Source organism: Pantoea sp. R13S299 (assembly GCF_048515925.1).
Classification (GTDB): Bacteria; Pseudomonadota; Gammaproteobacteria; order Enterobacterales; family Enterobacteriaceae; genus Pantoea.
Genome location: NZ_JBLYEF010000003.1, coordinates 64,672 through 88,069 on the forward strand (window position 1 = coordinate 64,672; position 23,398 = coordinate 88,069).

A 23,398-nucleotide genomic window follows, 5' to 3' on the forward strand; every position below is an offset into this window, starting at 1 on the left:
GTTGTTGTGACCATAGAACTGACTCAGACCGCCGACCGTTCAGCGCATGTTGGCCGCCATGTCCTGATCTGGCTGGAGCAGGTGAAAACCGCTTCGCTGGGTGAGCTGGATAATTTTGGCGATGAAGGCACGGTAGAGCAGGTGATGAAGGTCTGGGTAAAACTGTCTTTGCTGATCAGCCGCCGGCGTCCGGAGATCGCCATCTCCTCTCTGCTGAAACATGTCCTGCCCAATATCGGATCACAGCCGCTCAAAACGCTGAATCGTTTACGCCTCAACCGGCTCTACAACATCCTGATCGCCGACGGCAAAAAAGAGGAGGCGCGTCGGGTATTCGCGCTAACCAAACAGTTCCTCGCCTGGGCCGAGATGCAGGGCTACCTCGATCATTCACCCATCGCCTCAATGAAAAAACGCGATGTCGCGGGTCGCGCTACGCCGCCGCGCAATCGGCAACTCACCGATGCGGAAATCTGGGTCTTCTGGCATGGGCTGGATAACTGGGCTTTGTCGGAGCAGGCGCGCTGGGCACTGCGTTTATGTCTGGTCAGCGCCAGACGGCCGGATGAGATTGTGCAGGCGCAGAAAGCGGAGTTCGATCTGCAGTTAGGATTGTGGATGCAGGGTACGCGTAATAAATCGCAGCGGGAGCATGTGCTGCCAATTTCCCCGCTGATGCGTCAGTGTATTGAAGCGTTGCTGCGCGCCGCCGATCCCGACTCGCCCTGGCTGGTGCCCGCACCACGCGATCCCCAACTTCCATTGTCAAAAGGCGCGCTGAATCAGGCGCTGCGCCGGATGATCCGCGCCCCGCGCGGACTGGGGCTGGAACTATTTACCCCACGCGACCTGCGCCGGACCGCACGATCCAAACTTTCTGCGCTCGACACGCCGAATGATGTTGCCCGAAAAATCATGAACCATGCGCTGGAAGGCATCGACCGGGTTTATGACACCCATGACTATCTGAGTCAGATGCGTAGCGCGATGAATACTTTCTCAGATGCAGTTGAGCAGATTATTGAATGCGAAAGTTACCATCTGCTACGACATCGCTATGATGGCGAGACTCTCTCCCTGGACGATCTCTCTATCATGGCGATGTCACGCTAAATAGCGGTCAGAAGTGGTAACGCAGCCAGGCAAAATAGACGTTCCCGTTGTTGTGAGTGCCAGGAATATAGGTCATCTGGAAATCGAGAGCACCATAGCCAATTGAGGCCAGCGGCAGAAGCGCAGGCACCGGGATATAGTCCCAGTTATGCCGCGCGGTGACGCCTGCTGTGTAACCTGCGCCCCAGTGAAAATTCTGATCGGCCAGCGGACGCCAGGTTGCTACCCAGCCGTAGCCACCAAAGGGTTCCCATTTATTAAAGGAGTCCTTAAACGCCATCAGGTAGATGCCATTCCAGTTTCCTTTTTCATCGTAGCGGGAGATGCCTCCACCCGCGCCCCACGGTCTTTCATTATATTTATTGATGTGTTCCCGGTCATACGTGGCACGGTTGTGCCAGGTCATCGCGGGCAGATAAAAGTCGAAGCCTTCTGGCTGATCCCAGGTAGTGGCCACTTTATCGCTGAAATTTTCCCAGCCCGCACTTACATTCTGAATAAGCGTGGCTGAGTGGGCTGAAAACAGACTGAATACGGACGTCATTATCAGCGCTTTTAGAGGCAGAGTTTTGCGCATGTAAGAATACCTGCAATATCTGGTGTTAAATAAGGATAAAAGTGAATTAAGGCGAGTATTATTGCATCGGGAAGGGAAACTTCAGGTCAATGAACGGCCATTACAGAATTTTATAATTATCAAAAGCGAACAGAATTCGCTCAACTTTGTGCAGTCAGCAGGCACACTGACACGGGAAAGACCTCTCTCTGGTTGTCGCCTTCTGAAATCCCCTTTCATCAAGACATTTCCCTGAAAAATTTCGCATTATTCATTAACAAAATCTTGCATTGATAATCGCAATGCGTATATTTCTCATTTGCTTTAAATGTTAATCACACCCGCGCGAAAGCGCTCACGGAAAGGTTTTGATTCCTCAGACCTTAAGCAGGGCAGCGATGCTCGCAGGACGCAGGGTCGTGACAGTGGCAGCATAAAAACATAAAGATATTTGAGGAATTAATGAACGCTTTCGATCTTCAGTACCCCAGGGTTAAGAGCGCGTCTGCTCTCCACAATCCGTTCCGCTTCTCCTTACTCGCTGTTCTCGTCGCCTCATCGCCAGTGCATAACGTCGCGTATGCCGCTGAGACTCAGACACCTGCTACAAGCGATAATCAGACACTGACCGTCACGGCTTCAGCCGATGATGCCGTGACAACGTCACCTGAAACTGATTACAGCGTTCCGGTTACCCGTGCGGGTACGAAAATGCTGGGCACCGTGCGGGATGTGCCGCAGTCAGTCAGCATCGTAAGCAAGCAGCGAATGGCCGATCAGCAACTTCAGTCGCTGAATGATGTGCTGGCCAATACCACCGGCATCCGCGGCATCAGTGGGGACATGGATCGCACTAACTACTATGCGCGCGGCTTTATGATCGACAACTACATGGTCGATGGGATTCCTACCGCTTTCGCCCAGCGCTGGAATCTGGGTGATGCGCAGACCGATATGGCGCTATATGAGCGCGTGGAAGTGGTTCGCGGAGCGACCGGCCTGTTGACCGGTCCTGGCAATCCGTCAGCTGCCATCAATATGGTACGCAAACATGCGGACAGCAAAGAATTCGGCGGCACCGTCTCCGCCAGCTACGGTAGCTGGAACAAACAGCGTTATGTCGCTGATCTCTCCGCGCCGCTCAGCGAGTCCGGCAATGTGCGCGGCCGCCTTGTCGCAGGCTGGCAGGATAACAACAGCTTCATTGAGCGTTACGGCGCTAAAAAACAGTTCATCTACGGCGTGGTTGACGCTGACCTGACCGACACAGCTACGCTCTCTGTCGGCTACGAGTTCAGCCAGGTCAATACTGATTCCACCATGTGGGGCGGCGCACCGCGCTGGTACACCGACGGCACGCAGATTCATACTCGTCGCGGCTACAACACGGCGCCTGACTGGGCCTACAACGACAAAGAGAATCGTAAGCTCTTTGTGAACCTTAAGCAGGACTTCGATAACGGCTGGAACATCACGCTGAATGGCGCACACAACGAGATGCGTCTGGACAGCAAGCAGATCTATCTGGATGGGTATTTCGATCGTAATACCGGCGCGGGCGTCTCTTCCTATGCTGATTATCCGGTGGTGGGCGGAACCGGTTATAACACCGGCAAACGCAAAGTGGATGCGGTGGATGCTTTCGCCAGCGGCCCGTATGAGCTGCTCGGGCGTCAGCATGAGCTGATGGTGGGCGTTAATTACACCCGCCAGGACAATAAGTACTTCAGCACCTTTGAGAACATCTCTTCCGAGTCGCTGGGTAACTATAACGATTTCAACGGCCAGTATCCTGAATCTGCCTGGACACCGCGTCTGCCTGCCAGCGATACTCAACTGGTCCGGCAGAAATCGACCTACATGGCGACCCGCCTTTCTCTTGCCGATCCGCTGCACCTGATTCTCGGTGCCCGTTACACCAACTGGAACCGCGAGACCTTAACGGGCGAAGCGGAAGAAAATAACATTACCCCGTATGGCGGGCTGATTTATGACTTCGCTGAGAACTGGTCGGCTTACGCCAGCTACACCTCGGTGTTCCAGCCACAGGATTATCGCGATGTCAGCGGCGCTTACCTGTCGCCGGTGATCGGTAAAAACTACGAGGCAGGTCTGAAATCTGACTGGATGGACAGTCGTCTGACAGCCTCGGTTTCGGTATTCCGCACCGAACTGGATAACGTGGGTGAAGCAACCACCCAGACAGTTCAGGGTTCAGGTGATGTTGCCTATATTGGCCGGAAGGGTGTGGTGAGCCGTGGCGTGGAATTTGAAGTCAACGGCGCATTAACTGACAACTGGCAGATGACCTTTGGCGGCACGCGCTACATCGCCGAAAACCGCGACGGCAGCACCTTTAACCCGCAACTGCCGCAGACCAGCTTTAACCTGTTCAGCAGCTATCGTCTGCCGACCCTGCAGCAACTGACGCTGGGTGGCGGCGTGAACTGGCAGACCCACGTCTGGAGCGATGTCGGCGGACCAGAAGGCAATGGCACCTGGCGCGCCCGTCAGGGCAGCTATGCGCTGGTCGATCTGTTTGCCCGCTATCAGGTAAACAAAAATCTGTCGCTGCAGGGCAACCTGAATAATCTGTTCGACAAAGAGTATGACACCAACGTGGCCAGCTCCGTGGTCTACGGTGAACCGCGTAACGTCTCGGTGACTGCCAGCTACACTTTCTGATTAAACCCACTTGATCGATCAGTCTGTTAAAACGCCTCAACTGAGGCGTTTTTTATTAGTCTGAGAGCAATACCTTTACTCAGCAACGTTTCTGCCTGTAAGCCAGCATAGAAACCACGTTAGTTTCTTCAAAGGTCAAACTGGCTGTCTGAGTAGTCGCGTTACCCGTTAATTTGTCAAAGGCAGATGGCGTGATATTCAGGAGATGAGCAAGACATTTTCTATCCATCCCCAACTCATTAATGAAAAAATTCAATGCATTGTTGAAGAACTCTGGCTCCTCATGCTTGATGAGACAATCTTCTTTTTCATCAATCGCTTCTCCTTTACGCTTAAGACCAGTAAACGCAGTTTTGTACTGAGCATCTGTTAAAAGCGAAAGCTGATGTGCCCGATAGATGATCGCCGCTTTACTCACTTTCCATGTCAGCTTGAATGCGCTAAGTCCCTGCCAGTTAATACGGCCGCCAACCGGGCGTGGAAAGTGCCTGACCATTGAATCCCGCGGAAGCAGGAGAGCAGAGGCAAAACGATTCGCCTGAGACTCAGTGACTCTGTCTCCGGTTGTCATTCCGCCGTGCAGGATTAAATGCGCCACCTCATGGGCAATATCAAACCGCTGGCGACAGGGCGATTTTTTGGCTCGATTTCTGACGATAAAAGGTCTTTCAAGGGGAACAGACAGGGCATCGACCTCATCTGAAACTGAATCAAAAGAAGTCACAAAAGCGCCCAGTTTTTCAGCCAGACGCGTCATATTTTCTATCGGCCCGGAACCTAATCCCCACTCTTTACGGCATTTTTCTGCCGCCTTTTCAATTTCTTCCTGGGTCTCAACTGTCAGTTCAGGAAAACGCACCGGAGGCAGATCAAGATACTGTTCAAAAAGATCTACCAGACGCACATAGAGTTCAGCTTTTGCCAGCGTAGAAAGTTTAGTCGACAGGCGCGTGCTGCTGAGCTTACGAAAATGTACTTTATCTTCATTCACTCTGGGCTGAGTATGAAGAGTAAAGAAGTCAGGCTCGACCTCTAATGCGGCTGCTAATTCCATCATGAGTTGGGAAGTCGGCACCGCTGTGCCTGATTCCAGCCGCTGTATGTACTGGCGGGTCTTTCCGACCCGCTCAGCCACCTGCTCCAGCGAATACTCGTTATACAGGCGAGCTAATCGCAGATTAAAACCGTTAAACACTTTTCACCTGTTAATCTTCATCAGAATGACCTTCCTTATCAGGCCGGAATGCTTTGATAGGGTCGAGTTTGATAGCAACCGGAATCGGTGGTGTTTCTGCTGCAAACTGCGGAACAGAGACCCGGCTTTCGCCATACGTCCACTTCGATACAATCTCGTCCAGAGCATTCGTACCGATGAAATGTACACGGGCACCTTCACCTTCAAATTCTGGTTTTTCCACTACGAAGCGGTGCAGGGTAGGCGTTGTAAGCTGCGGTTCAAAGAGCTGGTCAACGACATTTCTGCGGAAGAAACCAGGCTTTTTTGGATTCTCAGGATCATCAGCAAAAAAACGAACCGGGATAGCCTCAATGTTGAAAGTGACATCCATCCCGGGATGAGTCAGCTGAAGCCAGCTATGCTTTCCGCTTAAACACAGCGCAATGAGCATTTGTCGCTGCCTGCCAAAAGTACAGGTGCCACGCGTATAATTGTCATCAAAAGGCGAAGAGAGCTGTTCGTACGTTCTGTCCAGTACCTGTAAAAGTTCTTCGGCGATGACAGTTAAACGCTCATGACTCAATTGAGAGTAAAAGTCCCACGGAACCCGATGTGTGTGCATTTCATTAATCCTTTAACGTTGCAAAATGACCCCTTTGTCAACCCGGATTCTGGTGCGTTACAGATGATTTGTCAATCAGGCAGGCCACGCCCGCACTCAGGTAAAACGCAGCGCCAGGTTAAAACCCTCTGACGACTCCACCACAATTGCCTCGGCCTGCTCCTGAAAGGCAATGTTCCCCGACAGCAGCGCGCGCTTCACCTGGGCGAGATTCTCTGTTTCAAAACCCAGCGCGACCATGCGTGCGCTGCCATCATAGTCTTCGGGTAACGGACCAAAACGCTGCTTAGCATACTCTGCCGAAGCAAAGCGAACCGTGGCGGCACCAGCGCGCAGCACGAAGGCCCCTTCGGGACAGGCGAGCACTTTCGCGGCACCAAACAGCCGGCTGTAAACCTGAGCGGAGAGCGCCGGGTCCTGCGCCACAATCACAAACTCGCTGATGTTCCGTACCCCATTGGGATGACGCTGCCAGGCAGGCTGCCATACCGCTTCGGGCGTCAGATGCTGGCAAAAAAAGCTGCGGCCATTGGGTATCAGTGAAGGCCGCAGCCGCACGGTGCGAAAGCGCGCCTCACTCACCGAAACGTCGGGCAGGGTGACCGGACGATGAAAAGCGGCAGGAGGATCGCCATCCAGATCCTGCCGTTGCAGGTGCTGAAACTCACTCTCCGCATCGCTGCTTTTCCACACCAGACCGCTCAATCCCAGCGGCGATTGCCAGAGGTCGGCGCGCTGGCTGCCTTTGCCCGGCTCATAGCCCAGCAGCTCCAGGTAATTCTCACCAAAGATCGCCAGATGATTACTCGAACCCAGCGAGTGATGACCCCGCTCAGTGAGCTGAAAGCCGAGCCGACGGAAGCGTGCACTGGCGCTGTCGAGCTGATCGGCCACGTTAATCACAGCGTGATCCAGAATCGGTTGCGGAACCGGAACAGACATATCAGCACTCCTCTTTTTCGTCATTGTGCCGCCACAATCTGCAGCGCGCGCGGCACGAGCTGCGTGAAGTACTCTACTGCCGGGCCGATCAGCGCTTCATCCGGATCGAAGGCGGCATGGTGCAGACCAAACTCGCTGGCACTGCCGATGCTGACAAACGCACCCGGCACCTGTTGCAGATAGAAGGCAAAATCTTCTCCGCCCATCTGCGGCGACTCAGCATGCTCCGCCAGATAACCACTCTGTCGGGCAACTTCCAGCGCCACATCCACCCAGCCTGGCGTGTTAATCAGGGCCGGTGGACCCTCGGTCCACTCCAGTTCTGCCGTTGCGCCAAATCCGGCCGCGATGCCCTGAATCAGCGAACGAATGCGATGCGGGATCTGCGCCCGGATATCACCGTTATGGGTTCGGACGGTGCCCTCCAGCTCAACGCTTTGCGGCAGCACGTTCCAGGTGTTTCCGGCGGTGAAGCGCGTCACGCTCAGCACCACCGTCTCCAGCGAGCTGAACACCCGGCTCGGCAGGGTCTGCAGGGCGGTCACGATATGACTGGCAATCACGATCGAATCGATGCCCTCCTGCGGTCGCGCCGCATGTGCGCCTTTGCCTTCAATACGGATCACAAATCGATCGACGTTGGCATAGAACGCGCCCGCCCGGCTCTGAAGCGTGCCCAGCGGCAAATCAGGAGCGTTGTGAAGGCCAAATATCGCCTTAACGCCTTCGAGCGCACCGGCCTCAATCAGCTGACGTGCGCCATTAAAGGTCTCTTCGGCGGGCTGAAACAGAATCCGCACCCGGCCTGGCAGCGTGGCTTCCTGCTGTTTCAGCTGCAGGGCAACGCCCAGCATCACGGCACTGTGAACGTCGTGACCACAGGCGTGCATCACGCCCGGCTGCTGTGATCGCCACGGACGATCGGTGATTTCCTCAATCGGCAGCGCATCGATGTCGGCGCGCAGGGCGATCAGGGCTTCGCCATGACCGATTTCTGCCACTACGCCGGTTTTTAGCCCCAGCGGCAATAGCCGGATCCCGGCCTGCTCCAGCCAGCGGGTAATACGTTCAGTGGTAGCAAATTCATGGTTCGAAAGCTCGGGGTGCTGATGCAGTTCGCGACGCCACTGCACCAGTTGTTCGGTTGAAACTGTCATGTTTATCCCTGTTGTTCCGGCAGAAAAGGTTCGCCCAGCGTCAGCATCAGGCGATTGGCCCACGCAAAGAAGGCGGTGGACTGAATCAGGTCGAGCAGGGCGAGCGTATCCAGGCCCTGCTCACGGAGTGCAGAGATCTGCAGTTGTGTCGGTTTAGCCGGGGTCAGCGACAGCGCTGCCGAGAAGGCGATGATCGCCTGCCAGCGCGCGCTGTGTCCGTGGGATAACACGGCACCGGGCGCGACGTTCAGCAGTTTCTGAACCGCGTCATCCTGCTTTGAAAGCTGGCTGGCTTTGCGCGCATGAACTGAGGCGCAGTAAATGCAGCCGTTGACCTTACTCACTACGGTGGCGGCCAGCTCGCGCTCGGCGCGGGGCAGCCCGCCAGCGGTGTAGAAAATGCCTTTATCGGTCAGGGTACGCTGCTCCAGCAGCGGCAGGTTGCGCGCCAGCAGGCGGAAATAGTCAGAATCGGTGTGACCGAATTTTGCCAGTGTCGCCTGCTCATCCTCGCTGAATTCCGCCAGGGGTTTCGCGGGCAGCCAGGGCTCCCAGCCGAGTTCCTGTTGCGTAAAGGCGGTCAGGGCCGCTTTGCCGCTGGCGGTTTTTAATGCCTCGTGCCAGTGTCCGGCGACGACCGGTGCAGCCTCACCCGATGCTTCATCGCCCTGTAAGTTACGCAGGCCCGCCAGTAACCGGCTCTGAAAACTGACGAACGCCACCAGCTGTGCCAGCGTGACAATTCCGCGCAGGCTCCAGCCCGCCAGCTTCAGGACTTCCAGATGTTCGGGCGTAGCGGCAACCGGCTCAAAGGTCAGGCGATGGGCAAAGGCCTCTGCCGCATTTAACCGCTTACTCTCAGGCGGGATTTCCTGCGGCTGATAATGTGACTTAAGGCCGGGCTGTCCATGCCAGCCTGCCACCTGTGCGGCCAGCAGACGACGCTCGGCTAACGGGAAATCCTCATCGCCCTGACTGAACAACACGTCGTAGCTGCCCTGAGCATGAAGCGTAGCGGCGTGACGCGTGTGGCGCGCGTGAGCCAGTTCGGAATCGGGATCGATATCCGCCAGTGTGGCGATCAAATCGTCAGTTTGACTCATGAAACTCTCCTGTGAGATTCGCCAGCGGCACGAAGCGCGGGCGCAAGATGTCCGGCAATCAATTCAATTGAGCGCAGCGTGTCGGCATGCGAAGGCTCAACTGAATGCACCTGGAATGAGATGTCGGTGACGCGCGACAGCACGCTGTCCTGCGCCAGCGAATGCGCGACCTGATCGATGCCGCCGACATGGGCATCAAACTGCGCCATCAGGTCATCAAAGCTCTCCCCGCGTAATTCGCCCGGGTACTGCGCGGCCTGCTGCCGGATGCCTGGCTCAGCGACCTGACGCGCATAACTGTCGGAATCCGCCACGAATGCGGTGCGGGAGGCGAGAATACGCGGTGCTATCCCTGCTGGAAGTGCCGCAAGATAGGCATCGATGAGCGGATTCTGGATTGCATCGAGTGGCAATTCTGCCTGGCCCGCCGGTCGCGGCTGGGTGCGTGACAGCATCAGCCCATGTCCGCCCTGGGCGGCACGGATTGCGCCCTCAACGGAGAAAGTGGCGATCCACACCCGGCCAGCCAGCTGCGGCGCGGCAGGATAAAGATGATTATCAGGATGACCCAGCGAATCACCGCGCCAGGCGCTGAGCAGGGTATGCAGATTGTCTGCAAAGGCGGTTCCGCGCTCGCCAGACGTCAGACCAAACGGCAGGAACGAGTCCGGTGTACCGCCCGATCCCAGCCCAATCTCCAGTCGCCCATCCGCCAGTAAATCCAGTACTGCGGCATCTTCAGCGACGCGCAGCGCGTTTTCCATCGGCAGGGTAATGATGGCGGTCCCGAGCCGGATGGTGCGGGTCTGCGCGGCGGCGTGTGCCAGGAAGACCAGCGGTGACGGCAGCCCGCCTTCATCCTCATGAAAGTGGTGCTGCGCAATCCACGCATTATCAAATCCGCAGCGTTCGGCATGCTGAATCTGCTCGGTGGCCAGCTGATAGCGCTGTTTAGCCGGGACCTTATCCAGCAGCCGGGTAAAGAATCCGAGACGTCGGCTCATGCTGACTCCTTGTGAGTTAACGGAACGAGCGGAGGAATGGCGGCAATTAACTCGCGCGTATAAGCGTGCTGGGGCGAACTGAATATCGTGACAACGTCACCTTGCTCCACCGCTTCGCCCGCCTTTAACACCGTGACGCTGTCGGCAATCTGCCGCACCGTTGCCAGATCGTGCGTGATAAACAGATAGGTCAGGCCCAGCTCGGCCTGAAGCTGCTGTAACAGGTACAGGATCTGCGCCTGCACCGTGACATCCAGCGCTGAGGTCGCCTCATCCAGCACCAGAATCTCCGGCTCGCAGATTAGCGCCCGCGCCAGGGCTACCCGCTGACGCTGACCGCCGGAGAGTTCATGAGGACGACGTGACAGCAGGGAGAGCGGCAGCGCGACCCGCGTGGTGATCGCCTCAACCCGTTCGCGGCGCTGGCTGCGGCTCAGCCGGTCAAAATTACGCAGGGGTTCTTCAATAATCGAAAAGAGTGTCTGACGGGGATCGAGCGAGGCGAAGGGATTCTGATAGACGAACTGAATCCTGCGGCGCAACTGACGCAGCGCTTCACCACGTAATCCGTTAACCACAATGCCATCCAGCGTTACCTCACCGCTGTCAGCAGTTTCAAAGCCCATCACGATGCGCGCCAGCGTGGTTTTGCCGGAGCCGGATTCGCCCACCAGGGCATGCGCGGTGCCGCGTGCTACCTGAAAACTCACCTGGTTCAGCGCCTGTAAACGCTGCTGCTTGCCCAGCGAAAAGCTTTTCATCACGCTGGTTGCCCGGATCGCGGGCGCAGAGAAACGGGCAGCCGCAGGTTTAACTCTGGCGGGGCGCTGTGGTGCCGCATCATTCAGTAACTGACGGGTATAAGGATGAGCCGGGGTGCTGACAACCTGGGCTGTGCGACCTGATTCCTGAATTTCGCCGTGACGAAACACGATGATGCGGTCGGCGCGCTGCGCTGCCAGCGCCAGATCGTGAGTGACGAACAGCACGGCGGTATCAGATTCATGCCGCAGGTTGTCCAGCAGATCGAGGATGCGCTTTTGCACCGTGACATCCAGCGCGCTGGTCGGCTCATCGGCAATAATTATCTCCGGCTGCAGGGCGAGGGCAATCGCGATCAGCACCCGCTGCTTCATACCGCCCGACAGCTGATGCGGATACTGCTTAACCCGCTGCTCCGGATGGCTGAGGCCGACGCGGGTCAGCAGATCGATCACCCGTTGCTGACGCTGCGCTACCGGCAATCGCAGATGCAGGCGCAGGATCTCTTCGACCTGTTCACCCACGGTTTTAACCGGGTTCAGTGAGTTGCCAGGATCCTGCGGCACCAGACTGATACGCGCCCCACGCAGGGTGTCGAAGCGCTTCTGCGACCACTGACTGATATCCACGCCGTTGAGCCGGATGTCGCCCGCATCGCGGCGGCCATTTTCCGCCATCAGACCCATAATGGCCTGTGCCGTGGTGGTTTTACCGGAGCCGGATTCGCCGACCAGCGCCACCATCTCACCGGCGTGCAGTTCGAAACTGACGTTATGCACCACCGGCTGCCACTGGTTGCCGCTGCGATAGCTTAGCGTCAGATTGTTGACCGCGAGTAACGGTTGAGCGCTCATCGGCGTCCTCCTGAAAGTTGCTGGCTGATGCGGTTAGCGGCGAGCACGACAGCGACCACCACCACACCAGGAAATGTCGTCAGCCACCAGGCGGTAGCCAGATAATTGCGTCCTTCAGCGATCAACAGCCCCCATTCCGGCACCGGCGGTGGCGTGCCATAACCGAGGAAACTTAGCGTCGATAGCGCCAGAATCGCCTGTCCAAACTGCAGGGCGGCGTAGGCAATTACCGGCGTCAGTGCGTTGGGCAGAATGTGACGCCACAGCACGCTGAAAAAGCGGCCGCCGCTGCCGTATGCTGCTTCGACATACTCGCTGTGACGGATGCGCACCACTTCGGCGCGCGCCAGCCGGGCAAAGCTGGCGATGGAAGCGATGCCCACCGCTAACGCGGCATTCAGCGTGCCGAAGCCGAATAAAATCAGCACGCTCAGGGAGAGTAGTAGCGCCGGAATGGCCAGCAGTACATCCACGGCGCGCATCACGATGGATTCGGTTTTGCCGCCAGTTGCGCCCGCAAGGACGCCCAGCGCCGTCCCTGCCACCAGTCCGATCGTCACCGCCATCACGGCGGCAGAGAGCGAATGTGACGCGCCGTAAACAATGCGCGCAAACAGATCGCGCCCCAGCTGATCGGTGCCTAGCCAGTGTCCGGCCTGCGGAGCCAGCCGTTGAGCGCCCGCAATCCCTTCAATCGGGCTAATTGAGGTAAAGAGCGCTGGGAAAAGTGCTGCCAGCACGGCCAGCAGCATGACTAAAACAGCCAGCCACAGACCGGGCGCGAACCGGAAGGGATATTTCTTCGACGCCACGGATTGCCGCGCGGCAGCGTAATCAACCAGACTCATGATGCACCTCGTAACAGCTGTAAGCGCGGGTCAAACAGCGGCATCAACAGATCCACCAGCAGATTGATCACCACAAAACCCAGCGCGGAGATCATCACCACCGCCTGCAATACCGCCACATCCTGATTATTCACCGCCTGCTGCGTCAGCTGACCCAGACCGCCCAGGCCAAACACCGTTTCGGTAATCAGCGCTCCGGCAATCAGTTCCCCCAGCAGCAGGCCCGCCACGGTGAGCACCGGCAGCATCGCGTTGCGCAGGATGTGCCGCCACAACACATATTGCTCGCTGGCTCCTTTGGCGCGCGCCACCGCCACAAAAGGCCGGCTTGAAACTTCATCGATGCTGCGCAGCAGAATCTGAGCCAGCGGCGCTGAGATCGGAACCGCAACCGTGATGATGGGCAGAATTAATCCCTGCCACGGCGAAGGATTGATTACCGGGATCCAGCGCAGCTGGAACGAGAAGAGCTGAATCAGGGCGATGCCGAGCCAGAAGGTTGGCACCGAGATAAACAGCGCGGGCAGCGACTGCAACAGATTACGCAGCCCGCGCAGGGCAGGCAGCCTGGAGAGGGTCGCCAGCACAAAGGCCAGCAGCGTCGCCATCACGAAGCCGCACAGGGCCAGTCGCAGCGTGCCGGGCAGATTGCTGGTGAGCAGTTCACTCACTGGCACGCCCGCCTGCACCGAATAGCCGAAGTCGCCGTGCAGGATCGCCACCAGGGTGTGCAGATATTGCTGCCACAGCGGGCTGTCCGCGCCATAGGCCTGACGCATCTCAGCAATCTGCTGTGGACTCAGGCCGAGATCCGGATTCTGAAACTTGATCAGTACCGCATCGCCGGGCAGCACCTGCAACAGTACAAATGACAGTGTAAACGCGGCCCAGAGTACCAGCAGGCCCAGGCCAGCGCGTTGCAGCAGATAGTGGCGCATCCTCACCTCCGGTTACTGTTTTTCCAGCCAGGCACCATAGAGCGCCGGGCGGCCTACCGCTTCAAAACTCACCCCTTTCAGCGAGGGCGCGCCCGCATAGACCTGTGGTTCTTCGAAGATCGGAATCACATAGGCCTGGTCCAGCAGATAGCGCTGAACATCACCGGTCAGCTGCAGCCGTTTTGCCGGATCAACTTCAGAGGAGACGGCCACCAGCAGCGCATTCAGTTTGTCGTCGCGGAAGCTTTTCACTTTGTCGCTGGAACCGCCTTTCTGCAGCAGGTTGTCGCGGTTGGCCGGGTAGAAGCTGCTCTTAATGACATCGGGATCGGCACGGCCGACTTCGGTGACGTTCAGCGGCGTTTTCAGAGGGTCGAGGTTATCCAGCGTTTTGCTGCCTGCATCGCCCGCTTTGACGGTAAGAGCAACACCTGCCTGTCGCCACTGCTGGGCCACCAGTTGCAGCACTTCTTTGTTCTGCGGTTGTGGCAGGGATTCATAGACGGTTAACGCCAGGCGCTGACCCGCTTTCTCGCGGATGCCATCTGCGCCCGGTTTCCATCCCGCCTGATCCAGCAATGCTTTCGATTTCTCCAGATCGAACGTGAGTTTGTCCGCCAGATTGACGTAACCGGCGGCGGTAGTTGCGACGACGGAGGTTGCCTGCGGATAGTTGGGTGAGAAGAGGGTTTCCACCACCTGTTTTGCATTGGTGGCATGCAGTAGCGCCTGACGTACCCGGATATCGCTGACCAGCGGATTATCCGGACGGAAGCTCAGACTGTCATTGACGCCCCGCGTCGGTGCGGCATACACCGGGAAGTTCTGGTCTTTAGCCTGCTTCTCATCGTACGCCTGAACCTGACGGATCAGGCCCGCCTGGCCCGCCAGCAGAGCACCGATGCGCACGCTGTCCTCCGGCGTCACGATGACTTTGATCCCGTCGAGATTAGCCGGGCCCTGCTGCTGAATGTTTTTCGGTCCCCACTGATAATCTTTGCGCGCGACCAGATCCACTTCGCGACCGAGCTTCTCATCACTGACCACAAATGGCCCGGAGCCGATGATATGTCGGGCATCACCCAGCTGATCGAAACTGCGCGCCAGCGTACTCAAAGAGACCAGGCCGGAGCCAATCGTGGCGGTGCCCTGCAAAAATCCGGGCGACGGTTTTTTGAAAGTGAACTTCACCGTCAGCGGATCAATCACTTCGCTGTGGTCGTAGTTATTAATCACTTCCGATACCGGCAGGCGCAGGGCTTTATTTCCCAGCCCGTAAGTATCGAAGTTTTTCGCCACCGCGTTCGCATCTAATGGCGTGCCATCGGAAAAAGTTACGCCTGGACGTAATTTAAAGGTGTATTCGGTTTTATCGGCGTTGGTGGTCCAGCTTTCTGCAATCCAGGGTTCAACCTGCAATGTTTCGGGATTCTGCCAGGTTAATTTATCGGTGATCTGATTAAGAATACCGCCATTTGGGTAAAAGCCACCGGCGGGCGGATAGAGGTTGGTATGTGCCTGCTGTTCCAGATAAATCAGCGTCCCGCCTTTGACCGGCGCGGCCACGGCGTTAGAGGTGAGAGTCCCGGCAAGTAAGGTAAAAACCAGCGTCCGTGTGCGCGGTTTAAGAGCAAATAACGTCTTCATGGTGAATTCCTTTGTTATCAATTGCCTCAGCAGGCGGAATCATCATCGAATGACGCAACACACAGATAAAGTAACGATTTGGTCAAAGCTTATCTGAAAATAATAAATGCGGAATCAGGCGGGATGTAAATGGTGTTCTGAGTTTGCGGAATGGCAAATAAGGTTCTGCCATTCCGCGATTTATTTTATTAATTGCTTACCGCGGGTTAATTATGATTCCACGCATAATTTGCGCTGGACTGCGCGCAGGAAAGCGCTGACCAGACCCAGCCACAGCAGACCGCAGATCAGGTTCACCATGCTGAAGCCACCGGTGCCGAAGCTGAAATACGCAGTTTTGGCGGCTTCAATGCCCAGCGCAATAATCAGAATACTCACCATGCCGAGCATCGCCGCCACGCTGCCTTTGCCTGCACTGCTGGAAAACAGCGTCATGCGATAGAGTCCGGCGTTGACCAGCCCGGTGCCGAAGCCGTAAAGACTCATTCCGGCGGTGAGCCACAGATAGCTTTGCGGGTTGAGCAGGGTGGCGGTCACCGAGATTGCCAGCCCGCAGACCACCGGCCAGGCACCCAGTCTTATTGGCTGTTCAATCGGCAGACGGCTGGATAACCGCCCCAGCGTCAGGTTGCCCGCTATCATCGCGGCAAACACCGGCAGCTGTAGCAGCGCATAGTCCATGCGGCTGAGTTGCGCGCCGTGGATCAAAATTACGGGCGACAGCGCGACCCAGGCGATGCAGGGCACGGTAACCAGCCCGATGGCCAGCGAACCGCGCATTACCTGACGATCTTTCAGCAACGTCGCATAACCGCTGATAATCGATCGCAGTGACAGCGGTTTCTGACGATCGCCCGCCGTTTCAGGCATGGCATACCACAATCCGGCCAGTGACAGCGCCGCAACAGCACCAATCAGCCAGAACAGGGTGCGCCACTCACCTACGGTAAGAAAGGCCGCGCCCGCCAGCGGCCCGGCCAGCGGGGCCAGCAGGGCGACGTTGGCCATCAGCGCCATCATTTTGATGCTGAGTGATTCCGTGAACGCCTCCTGCACCGCCGCGTAACCTACTGCGCCGATAAAGCAGAGGCTGATTCCCTGCAGAAACCTCAGCAGGACAAACTGCTCAATGCTCTGCACCCAGTGGGTCGCGATGCAGGAGAGCATAAAAAACGCCACGCCGCTGAGCAGCACCGGACGCCGCCCGATACGATCCGAGAGCGGACCCAGCAGCCACTGCAGCAGTATCCCACCCGCCAGATAGGCGGTCAGTGAGGTGGAAACCCATTCCGGGCCGACCTTAAATTCCTGCGTTACCAGCAGCATGCCCGGCTGGATCATGTCATGGGCGATATAGGTGGCGAACTCGAACAACACCAGCGACAGCGGAAAGATGAGATGTCGCCGGGTTACACGCGCCACCGGTAAAAAAGAAGCCATTACGAATACCTGCAATAAAACCATGAAAAAAGCGGCCACCGGGGTAGCCGCATAACATCAGAGTGACAGTGTAACGCTTAACGCCAGCGGGCAATCGGGTTGACCAGCGTGCCAGCGAACTTAAGGTTCTCGGCAGGATCAGAGAGGTTAATCATCTGCTGGTTATTCGCCAGCTGCAGGCGGTTCAGGCAGGAGCGGGTAAACTCCGGCGCGAACATGTCATAGCGCGCGAACTTAGTGGCATGCTCCGGGTGCGCAATCTGGTAATCCTTCACGCACTGTGCCACCGCCTGCCAGAATTCCTCTTCCGGCAGCGTCCCTGACTGATGCAGGATCGCGCTGATAAAGCGGAAGATGCAGTCAAACACATCGGTGAAGATTGAAAGCAATTTAAGGTTCTCCGGCACATCGACCGCCAGACGCTGAACCCCTTCCGGCAACACCGAGTTCGGGTTCATCACGGCGATCTCTTCGCCGATATCTTTCATGTACGCGCTGACCGGCACGTTGTTTTCCAGCAGCATGATCAGGTTTTCGCCGTGCGGCATAAACACCAGGTCATGCTGATAGAAGCAGTGCAGCAGCGGGCTGAGATAGCAGGTCAGATAGCGATCAATCCACTGTTTCGCGGGCAAACCGGAGTCCGCGATCAGCGCGGGCAGCAGAGCCTGCTGGTGGTGATCGACGTGCAGGAACGAGGCCATGGTCATCAGTCGCTGACCGGGTTGCAGGCTGGCCGCAGGATTATCCCGCCATAGCGCCGCGAACATTTTCTTGTACGCCGAATCGCCTTTGATCGCCTGCTCGTAGTAGCGGTTGTGATAGCCGACCGAAGCGACTTCGCGCAGGACGCGGAAATCACAGCGTTGCAGCCAGGCATCATTTGCCACCAGCTGTTCCAGCCAGCCGTTGATGGCCGGTGTTGTCGCCATATAGTAGGGCGACAGACCGCGCATAAAGCCCATGTTCAGCACCGACAGCGCGGTTTTCACATAGCGCTTTTCAGGCTGGCTGCGGTTAAAGAAGGTGCGGATAGACTGCTGCGCCTGGTAAGCATCGTCGCCGGTGCCGAGATAAACAATATCGTGACTGGCGATGTCCGCCGCAAACACGGTCAGCAATTTGTTCTGCCACTGCCACGGATGCACCGGCATCAGGATGTAGTCTTCAACCGCCAGTCCTTTCTTCACCAGCTGCGTATTGAATTGTTCCACGGTGGTATCGCCCAGCTCGTCACGCATCAGCTGCTCATAGCTCAGCTCGCTGAGGCTGGAGAAATGGGCGTTGCGGCGGTGAACGGCAACCCAGATAAGGTGAACGGGCGCGGCGGCTTCCGGCGCATAGGCCAGATAATCCTGTGCATCGAAGCCAATACGGCCGTTGTTGGCGACAAAGCAGGGATGGCCTTCGGTCATCGCCGCTTCTACCGTCTGGAAATCGGCTGCGACCAGCGCCTGGCTGTCGGGATTATTCTTCTGCAGCTTATACACGCTGCTGCACAGGGTGCTGCTGATCTCCTCCATGTAGGTCGCGAGCAGCGCCTGCGGAATCCCGATCTCCCCGTTGAACTCGACGATAAACTTCAGCGCATCCAGCGGCAGATCGTGGCCGTTCTCCTGCTTGCGCAGTGAATTTACATCGATTTCCCAGTGATCCAGCGCCAGCCGCGCGGCGCGGAAATGGTAGGTCGCTTCTCCGCCCGGCACCGCCAGCTGATAACTGCCATCACCTGATGCCTGCGGGATAATGATTTTTTCATGCGCGAACTCGGCAATCGCTTTGCGGATCAGCATGCGGTTCGCCTGCGTCCAGTTGTCGCCCGTCAGATGCGTGCCGTCGGTCAGTGAAGAGGGGGTGTTCATAGTCTGCGACTCCTGCTGTAACGCGTGTTGATAATCTTCCCGCTGGCAAAAGGCCAGCCAGGCGGTTTTATGGCCCATGTCGATGGTGTGCTGGTAGCGGAATCCAGCGCGTTTGTTCAGCACGTGAATTTTTTCATTTCGCACGTCCGGCTCTACCACGACACGGTTCACTTCCGGGCGACTGAACATGTAGTCCATCACCAGCGTGAAGACCTGCCAGCTAAAGGCCTTGATCGGCTGGCTGGCCGGAGCAATCAGAATGTGCATGCCGTAATCATCGGGCGCGGCCGGGTAAAACCTGCCGACCTCATCGTCACAGGCGCGGTAGCACTCAATCAGGCAGACGGGATCGTCATTGCAGCAGCCAATCAGCGCGGCATGGGGATCGGATGCGGTCAGCGTCTGATAAAACTCCGCGACCTGCTGCAGGGTCTGCTGCTGCATGCCCCAGAAGCGGGCGTAATCGCGGGTGACCCAGCTGTGGATCAGCGGCGCATCACTGGCAATCATGGGTCTCAGGGTAAACTGGCCTGCGGAGCGGGCCGCACTGAACAGTATTGATTTCATCTCAGTGCTCCGATTTAGCCGGGAAAGTCTGGAAGGCGATCTGGCGCTCAACCGGATAAACCTCGCGTCCGGTCAGTTCACGCAGCAGCACCGAATTGCGGTAGCAGGCCATGCCGAGATCCGGCGTGACAAAGCCGTGAGTATGCAGTTCGGCGTTCTGCACGAAGATCTGATTGTGATGGTCGATGCTGTAGTTGCGCTGCACGTCATAGCGGCCTTTCTCATCCCAGCGCAGGCGGGCGTGGATGCCCTCTAAAAACATCGGTGGCTGATAGTGATAGCCGGTCGCCATCACCAGCCCTTCGGTGCGGCGGGTGAAGGTGCAATCCTGTTCCTCCTGGTGCAGCGTCAGTTCGAACTCTCCCTGTGGCAGCCAGCGCATCGCGGTCAGCGCCGAGTGGGTGAAGAGGTTGACGTTGAGATCGCCGTCGAGCTGTTTGACATACATCAGGTCGTAAATGTCATTGATTAAGCTGCTGTTGATCCCCTTGTAGAGATTCTTGTGGCGCGCATTCAGCTCGTCGCGGGTGCTGGCGGGCAGGGCGTGGAAATAGTCGACCCACTCCGGTGACGTCATCTCCAGCGTCAGCTTGGTGTACTCCAGCGGATAGAAGCGCGGCGCGCGGGTAATCCAGTTGAGCTGATAGCCAAAGCGGTCGATATCGGTCAGCAGATCGTAATAGATTTCCGCCGCGCTCTGGCCGCTGCCCAGCACGGTAATCGAACGCTTCTGCTGCAGTTCCGCTTTGTTAACCAGATAGTGGCTGGAGTGCGTCAGGCGCTGGCGATGCGGCTGGCTGCACTCCGGCATCCAGGCTTTTGGCCCGGTGCCGAGGATCAAATGACGCGCCTGATAGCGCTGCTTCTCACCGCTTCGGGTGTCTGTCACCTGGAGGTGATAGATCCCGGCCGCTTCATCGTAGCTGACATACTCGACATGACTGTTCCAGCGCAGGTTAGAGAGCCGTGAGCTGGCCCACTGGCAGTACTGGTTATACTCTTTGCGCATCAGGAAGAAATCTTCACGGATATAAAAAGAATATATTTTTCCCTTTTCCTTCATATAGTTAAGCAGGCTGTAAGGGCTGGTCGGATCGGCGAGCGTCACCAGATCGGCCATAAACGGCGTCTGCAGATGTGCGCTTTCCAGCATCATGCCGGTATGCCAGTCAAAGCCCGGATTCTCATCCAGGAAAATTCCGTTTAATCCCTCAACCGGCTCACTCAGACAGGCCAGGCTCAGGTTGAAGGGGCCAATGCCGATGCCAATAAAATCGTAAACAGGATTATTCATTTCAGATCGCTCCCTGATTCGCCGCGCTCAGCGCAGAGGCACGAACCTGCTCGCGGCCATAATGCGCAATGAGGCTCAACACATCTTCGATGTCGGCGGTGGTGGTAGTGGGATTTAACAGGGTAAATTTCAGGTACTGACGTCCATCCACTTTAGTTCCGGCGATCACCGCATTACCGGAGCGGAACAGCGCTTTACGGATAGCGGCATTGATCTCGTCAATCTGCGCGTCGCTGGCATGTTTGCCGGGAACGTAGCGGAAAATCTGGGTCGTCAGCTCGGGTGCGTGCAGCACTTCAATGGCAGGATGCGCAGTTAACAGTTGGTGAGCCGCCTGTGTCAGATCGATCAGGGTATCGAATGCATCACCCAGCGCCGCCGGACCCATCACACGCAGTGTCAGCCACATTTTCAGCGCATCAAAACGGCGGGTGGTCTGGATGCTTTTGTTGACCAGATTCGGTGTACCTTCCTGCTGCGCGCTGAGCGGATTCAGGTAATCCGCATGATGCGTGACATGCTTCAGGTTATGGCTGTCACGTACAAAGAACGCGCCGCAGCTGACGGTCTGGAAGAACGATTTGTGATAATCGACGGTGACGGAATCCGCGCGCTCTATGCCATTCAGGCGTGAGCGATGGTTCTCGGAAACCAGCAGGCCACAGCCATAGGCGGCGTCAACGTGCATCCACAAACCGTAATCGTCACAGAGACGGGCGATTTCCGGCAGCGGATCGATGCTGCCAAAGTCGGTGGTGCCGCTGGTGGCGACCACCGCAATCGGGATCAGCCCCTCACTGCGGCAGCGTTCGATTTCCTGCGCCAGGCATTGAGCGTCCATGCGGAAATGGTCATCGTGATCAACGGCGATAACCGCGTCATAACCCAGCCCCAGAATCGCCATCGATTTCTGGATGCTGAAGTGGCTGAGTTTCGAGGTAAATACCCGCCATTTCGACGCAGTCTCTGGCAGGCCACGATGCTTGATAAGATGTCCCGGATGATGCGCGGCACACCAGCTGTCACGCGCCAGCAGCATCGCCATCAGGTTGGATTGGGTGCCGCCGCTGGTAAAGATCCCATCGGAACCGGCAGGCAGGCCGATGCGGCCCAGCGTCCAGTCGATCACCTTTTGCTCAATCAGCGTGCCGCCTGCGCTCTGATCCCAGGTATCAACTGAGCTGTTCACTGCCGCCATAATCTGCTCTGCCATCAGAGAAGGCAGGACGACCGGGCAGTTCAGGTGCGCCAGATATTTTGGATGGTGGAACCAGACCGCGTCACGAAGATAGAGCTGGCTCAGCTCTGCCAGTGCATCATCGTTATTGCCCAGCGGACGATCAAGATCGACCTCGCTGAATTCCGCCGCCAGTTCATGGGGCAGAATACCGCTGAAGGGTTTTTCTACGCCGGTGACGGTACGGGTCATCAGCGCCAGCACCTCCTGAGTCTGCTGCGACCAGGCCGCCAGTTGCTGATCGTTAAAAATAGCCGTTTCGGCACCGCTGGCATTGGAGGCTGGCGCGAGATCCCGTGCCGCCTGAGTGGATGAGCGTAAAAGCATGTTCAGTTCCTGTGCGTTAATACCAGTGACCCTGCCGGCATAAAGCCAGCAGCGTGGGATGTCCGCTCAACAACTCCAGTAAACATAAAACTAACTAACCAGATAAAAACCCTGACAACTCTGTGGATCAGGGTTTTCACCTTAAAAAGTGAAAATACCGCATATTATTTGTGGATTTGGCAGCGTTTAACGCTTTGTTATATGCGGATGAGAGTGTAAATGTTAATCATTATCATTCAAATGTTTTGTTGTTAAATTTTATTTATTAGCGCGCCTAATGTAGAAAATGTGATGAAGATCACTTTTTGCGATCGGAATAGTCTTTTTTTTGGGGGGCACTAGCGCCAGTTATTCGTCCACAACGTCAAAGCCAGGGTTCCATATTGGAAACATCTGCATTGTGAGCTACAATGTTTCCAACATGGAACGTTGAGAATAAAAATGCACATCATCTCAAGAGGGCCGTTCAGGGAAGCGGCAATAATTCATCCCGTTCATACCTCCGCACTGAATGCGGTTTATCTGTTGCTCAGGGATGAAGAATTTGCGCCCCCAGATGCGCTGAAAGTCCGCTTTCAAAGTCTTGACCGAATGAAATATCGGGAAAAGTGGTGGGTGATCGATGTGGGTGGAAACAGCCTGAGGATCATGTTTTATGCTGACTTTGATCGAGGCAAAATATTTATCAAACACATCGTGACGCATGCGGAATATGACAAGCTGGTGAAGAAGTACCGGGAGACTAAAGAATGATTAGCGAAGCCATTCAGGCCACAAATGATCTGGTCAGAATTGTTCCCTTTCTGGGAGGCAGCACTGATAAAAAGGACTACGAGCAGGCGCTGAAACTGGTTGAATATCTGGTTGAGCACCAGCCGGATAGCCCGCTAGTAGAGATACTGGCTGATAAGGTCGCCCGATACGAAAACAGCGCCCCAGAGTTCGCTGCGTTTAATGCGCGCATTGCTGCTATGCCGCGCGGAGTTGCACTTTTACGGGTTCTTATGGATCAGCACGCCCTGACTCAATCCTCTTTTGCGGAGGAAATAGGGCAGCGCTCTTATGTCAGTCGCATCCTTCGTGGTGATCGCCCGCTGACGGATAAACATAAAGCCCGACTGGCAGCGCGTTTTAACCTGCCGTTTGAAGCGTTCACTGATTAGCTGAGCCTGGACTTACGATAAACCCGTTTCAGTAGGGGTGTGACTGCTGGATACCGAAAGTTGATCCGGGATTACATCTGGCGGGAAGGATAAATGACAG

General features: G+C 56.6%; 19 protein-coding genes. 4 read left to right on the forward strand and 15 right to left on the reverse strand.

Annotated features, from left to right (window positions below):
* Positions 1 to 6 precede the first annotated feature (6 nt).
* A complete protein-coding gene (locus ACN1CO_RS14710; protein WP_419139568.1) occupies positions 7 to 1,113 on the forward strand; it encodes a tyrosine-type recombinase/integrase in 1,107 nt (368 codons plus the stop codon).
* 7 nt (positions 1,114 to 1,120) lie between these two features.
* Here the strand turns inward: ACN1CO_RS14710 and pagP are convergent, their stop codons facing one another.
* Complete coding sequence (gene pagP, locus ACN1CO_RS14715) at positions 1,121 to 1,690, reverse strand: lipid IV(A) palmitoyltransferase PagP (RefSeq protein ID WP_419139569.1); 570 nt, start codon at positions 1,688 to 1,690, stop codon at positions 1,121 to 1,123.
* Positions 1,691 to 2,131: 441 nt separating this feature from the next.
* Between pagP and fhuE the strand changes: the two genes are divergently transcribed.
* Positions 2,132 to 4,354, forward strand: a complete 2,223-nt coding sequence (fhuE, locus tag ACN1CO_RS14720; protein ID WP_419139570.1) for a ferric-rhodotorulic acid/ferric-coprogen receptor FhuE — start codon at positions 2,132 to 2,134, stop codon at positions 4,352 to 4,354.
* 79 nt (positions 4,355 to 4,433) lie between these two features.
* On the opposite strand, the gene ACN1CO_RS14725 is transcribed toward fhuE, so the two are convergent.
* From ACN1CO_RS14725 to ACN1CO_RS14790, 14 genes are all read right to left on the reverse strand, one after another.
* Positions 4,434 to 5,549: a helix-turn-helix domain-containing protein gene (locus ACN1CO_RS14725; protein WP_419139571.1), complete on the reverse strand. Its 1,116-nt coding sequence runs from the start codon at positions 5,547 to 5,549 to the stop codon at positions 4,434 to 4,436.
* A 10-nt stretch (positions 5,550 to 5,559) separates the two neighbouring features.
* Positions 5,560 to 6,153, reverse strand: coding sequence for a hypothetical protein (locus ACN1CO_RS14730; RefSeq protein WP_419139572.1), 594 nt, complete (start codon positions 6,151 to 6,153; stop codon positions 5,560 to 5,562).
* A gap of 96 nt (positions 6,154 to 6,249) precedes the next feature.
* Positions 6,250 to 7,095 carry a VOC family protein gene (locus ACN1CO_RS14735; protein WP_419139573.1) on the reverse strand — a complete coding sequence of 282 codons (846 nt, stop codon included), beginning with the start codon at positions 7,093 to 7,095 and terminating at the stop codon, positions 6,250 to 6,252.
* Positions 7,096 to 7,115: 20 nt separating this feature from the next.
* Entirely contained in the window at positions 7,116 to 8,252 is a 1,137-nt protein-coding gene (locus ACN1CO_RS14740) for an amidohydrolase (RefSeq protein ID WP_419139574.1), read from the reverse strand.
* A 2-nt stretch (positions 8,253 to 8,254) separates the two neighbouring features.
* The gene (locus ACN1CO_RS14745; protein WP_419139575.1) at positions 8,255 to 9,355 is read right to left on the reverse strand and encodes an alkylhydroperoxidase domain protein; all 1,101 of its coding nucleotides are present in this window, start codon (positions 9,353 to 9,355) and stop codon (positions 8,255 to 8,257) included.
* The gene (locus tag ACN1CO_RS14750) at positions 9,352 to 10,359 is read right to left on the reverse strand and encodes a putative FMN-dependent luciferase-like monooxygenase (RefSeq protein WP_419139576.1); all 1,008 of its coding nucleotides are present in this window, start codon (positions 10,357 to 10,359) and stop codon (positions 9,352 to 9,354) included. Before ACN1CO_RS14750 ends, ACN1CO_RS14745 begins: the two co-directional genes overlap by 4 nt.
* Positions 10,356 to 11,975 carry a dipeptide ABC transporter ATP-binding protein gene (locus tag ACN1CO_RS14755; RefSeq protein ID WP_419139577.1) on the reverse strand — a complete coding sequence of 540 codons (1,620 nt, stop codon included), beginning with the start codon at positions 11,973 to 11,975 and terminating at the stop codon, positions 10,356 to 10,358. Before ACN1CO_RS14755 ends, ACN1CO_RS14750 begins: the two co-directional genes overlap by 4 nt.
* A complete protein-coding gene (locus tag ACN1CO_RS14760; RefSeq protein WP_419139578.1) occupies positions 11,972 to 12,823 on the reverse strand; it encodes an ABC transporter permease in 852 nt (283 codons plus the stop codon). Before ACN1CO_RS14760 ends, ACN1CO_RS14755 begins: the two co-directional genes overlap by 4 nt.
* Entirely contained in the window at positions 12,820 to 13,761 is a 942-nt protein-coding gene (locus ACN1CO_RS14765; protein ID WP_419139579.1) for an ABC transporter permease, read from the reverse strand. The genes ACN1CO_RS14760 and ACN1CO_RS14765 overlap by 4 nt, the downstream gene beginning before the upstream one ends.
* Before the next feature lie 12 nt (positions 13,762 to 13,773).
* A complete protein-coding gene (locus tag ACN1CO_RS14770) occupies positions 13,774 to 15,408 on the reverse strand; it encodes a TIGR04028 family ABC transporter substrate-binding protein (RefSeq protein WP_419139580.1) in 1,635 nt (544 codons plus the stop codon).
* A 210-nt stretch (positions 15,409 to 15,618) separates the two neighbouring features.
* Positions 15,619 to 16,848, reverse strand: coding sequence for an MFS transporter (locus tag ACN1CO_RS14775; protein WP_419139581.1), 1,230 nt, complete (start codon positions 16,846 to 16,848; stop codon positions 15,619 to 15,621).
* Between the two features lie 77 nt (positions 16,849 to 16,925).
* Positions 16,926 to 19,277 carry a GNAT family N-acetyltransferase gene (locus tag ACN1CO_RS14780; protein ID WP_419139582.1) on the reverse strand — a complete coding sequence of 784 codons (2,352 nt, stop codon included), beginning with the start codon at positions 19,275 to 19,277 and terminating at the stop codon, positions 16,926 to 16,928.
* A gap of 1 nt (position 19,278) precedes the next feature.
* Positions 19,279 to 20,571, reverse strand: a complete 1,293-nt coding sequence (locus ACN1CO_RS14785) for a lysine N(6)-hydroxylase/L-ornithine N(5)-oxygenase family protein (RefSeq protein WP_419139583.1) — start codon at positions 20,569 to 20,571, stop codon at positions 19,279 to 19,281.
* 1 nt (position 20,572) lies between these two features.
* Complete coding sequence (locus ACN1CO_RS14790) at positions 20,573 to 22,135, reverse strand: pyridoxal phosphate-dependent decarboxylase family protein (protein WP_419139584.1); 1,563 nt, start codon at positions 22,133 to 22,135, stop codon at positions 20,573 to 20,575.
* A gap of 441 nt (positions 22,136 to 22,576) precedes the next feature.
* Here ACN1CO_RS14790 and ACN1CO_RS14795 point away from each other — a divergent pair, with 441 nt between their 5' ends.
* Positions 22,577 to 22,888: a type II toxin-antitoxin system HigB family toxin gene (locus ACN1CO_RS14795; protein WP_419139585.1), complete on the forward strand. Its 312-nt coding sequence runs from the start codon at positions 22,577 to 22,579 to the stop codon at positions 22,886 to 22,888.
* Positions 22,885 to 23,298 carry a helix-turn-helix domain-containing protein gene (locus ACN1CO_RS14800; RefSeq protein ID WP_419139586.1) on the forward strand — a complete coding sequence of 138 codons (414 nt, stop codon included), beginning with the start codon at positions 22,885 to 22,887 and terminating at the stop codon, positions 23,296 to 23,298. Before ACN1CO_RS14795 ends, ACN1CO_RS14800 begins: the two co-directional genes overlap by 4 nt.
* The last annotated feature ends 100 nt before the right edge of the window (positions 23,299 to 23,398 follow it).

Excerpts from the sequence above, each read along its gene's own strand:
- ACN1CO_RS14760 (WP_419139578.1), bottom strand. The coding sequence starts at position 12,823 with ATGAGTCTGGTTGATTACGCTGCCGCGCGGCAATCCGTGGCGTCGAAG.
- ACN1CO_RS14775 (WP_419139581.1), bottom strand. The coding sequence starts at position 16,848 with ATGGCTTCTTTTTTACCGGTGGCGCGTGTAACCCGGCGACATCTCATC.
- ACN1CO_RS14770 (WP_419139580.1), bottom strand. The coding sequence starts at position 15,408 with ATGAAGACGTTATTTGCTCTTAAACCGCGCACACGGACGCTGGTTTTT.
- ACN1CO_RS14730 (WP_419139572.1), bottom strand. The coding sequence starts at position 6,153 with ATGCACACACATCGGGTTCCGTGGGACTTTTACTCTCAATTGAGTCAT.
- pagP (WP_419139569.1), bottom strand. The coding sequence starts at position 1,690 with ATGCGCAAAACTCTGCCTCTAAAAGCGCTGATAATGACGTCCGTATTC.
- ACN1CO_RS14745 (WP_419139575.1), bottom strand. The coding sequence starts at position 9,355 with ATGAGTCAAACTGACGATTTGATCGCCACACTGGCGGATATCGATCCC.
- ACN1CO_RS14750 (WP_419139576.1), bottom strand. The coding sequence starts at position 10,359 with ATGAGCCGACGTCTCGGATTCTTTACCCGGCTGCTGGATAAGGTCCCG.
- ACN1CO_RS14765 (WP_419139579.1), bottom strand. The coding sequence starts at position 13,761 with ATGCGCCACTATCTGCTGCAACGCGCTGGCCTGGGCCTGCTGGTACTC.
- ACN1CO_RS14785 (WP_419139583.1), bottom strand. The coding sequence starts at position 20,571 with ATGAATAATCCTGTTTACGATTTTATTGGCATCGGCATTGGCCCCTTC.
- ACN1CO_RS14780 (WP_419139582.1), bottom strand. The coding sequence starts at position 19,277 with ATGAAATCAATACTGTTCAGTGCGGCCCGCTCCGCAGGCCAGTTTACC.
- ACN1CO_RS14740 (WP_419139574.1), bottom strand. The coding sequence starts at position 8,252 with ATGACAGTTTCAACCGAACAACTGGTGCAGTGGCGTCGCGAACTGCAT.
- ACN1CO_RS14790 (WP_419139584.1), bottom strand. The coding sequence starts at position 22,135 with ATGCTTTTACGCTCATCCACTCAGGCGGCACGGGATCTCGCGCCAGCC.
- ACN1CO_RS14755 (WP_419139577.1), bottom strand. The coding sequence starts at position 11,975 with ATGAGCGCTCAACCGTTACTCGCGGTCAACAATCTGACGCTAAGCTAT.
- ACN1CO_RS14795 (WP_419139585.1), top strand. The coding sequence starts at position 22,577 with ATGCACATCATCTCAAGAGGGCCGTTCAGGGAAGCGGCAATAATTCAT.
- fhuE (WP_419139570.1), top strand. The coding sequence starts at position 2,132 with ATGAACGCTTTCGATCTTCAGTACCCCAGGGTTAAGAGCGCGTCTGCT.
- ACN1CO_RS14735 (WP_419139573.1), bottom strand. The coding sequence starts at position 7,095 with ATGTCTGTTCCGGTTCCGCAACCGATTCTGGATCACGCTGTGATTAAC.
- ACN1CO_RS14800 (WP_419139586.1), top strand. The coding sequence starts at position 22,885 with ATGATTAGCGAAGCCATTCAGGCCACAAATGATCTGGTCAGAATTGTT.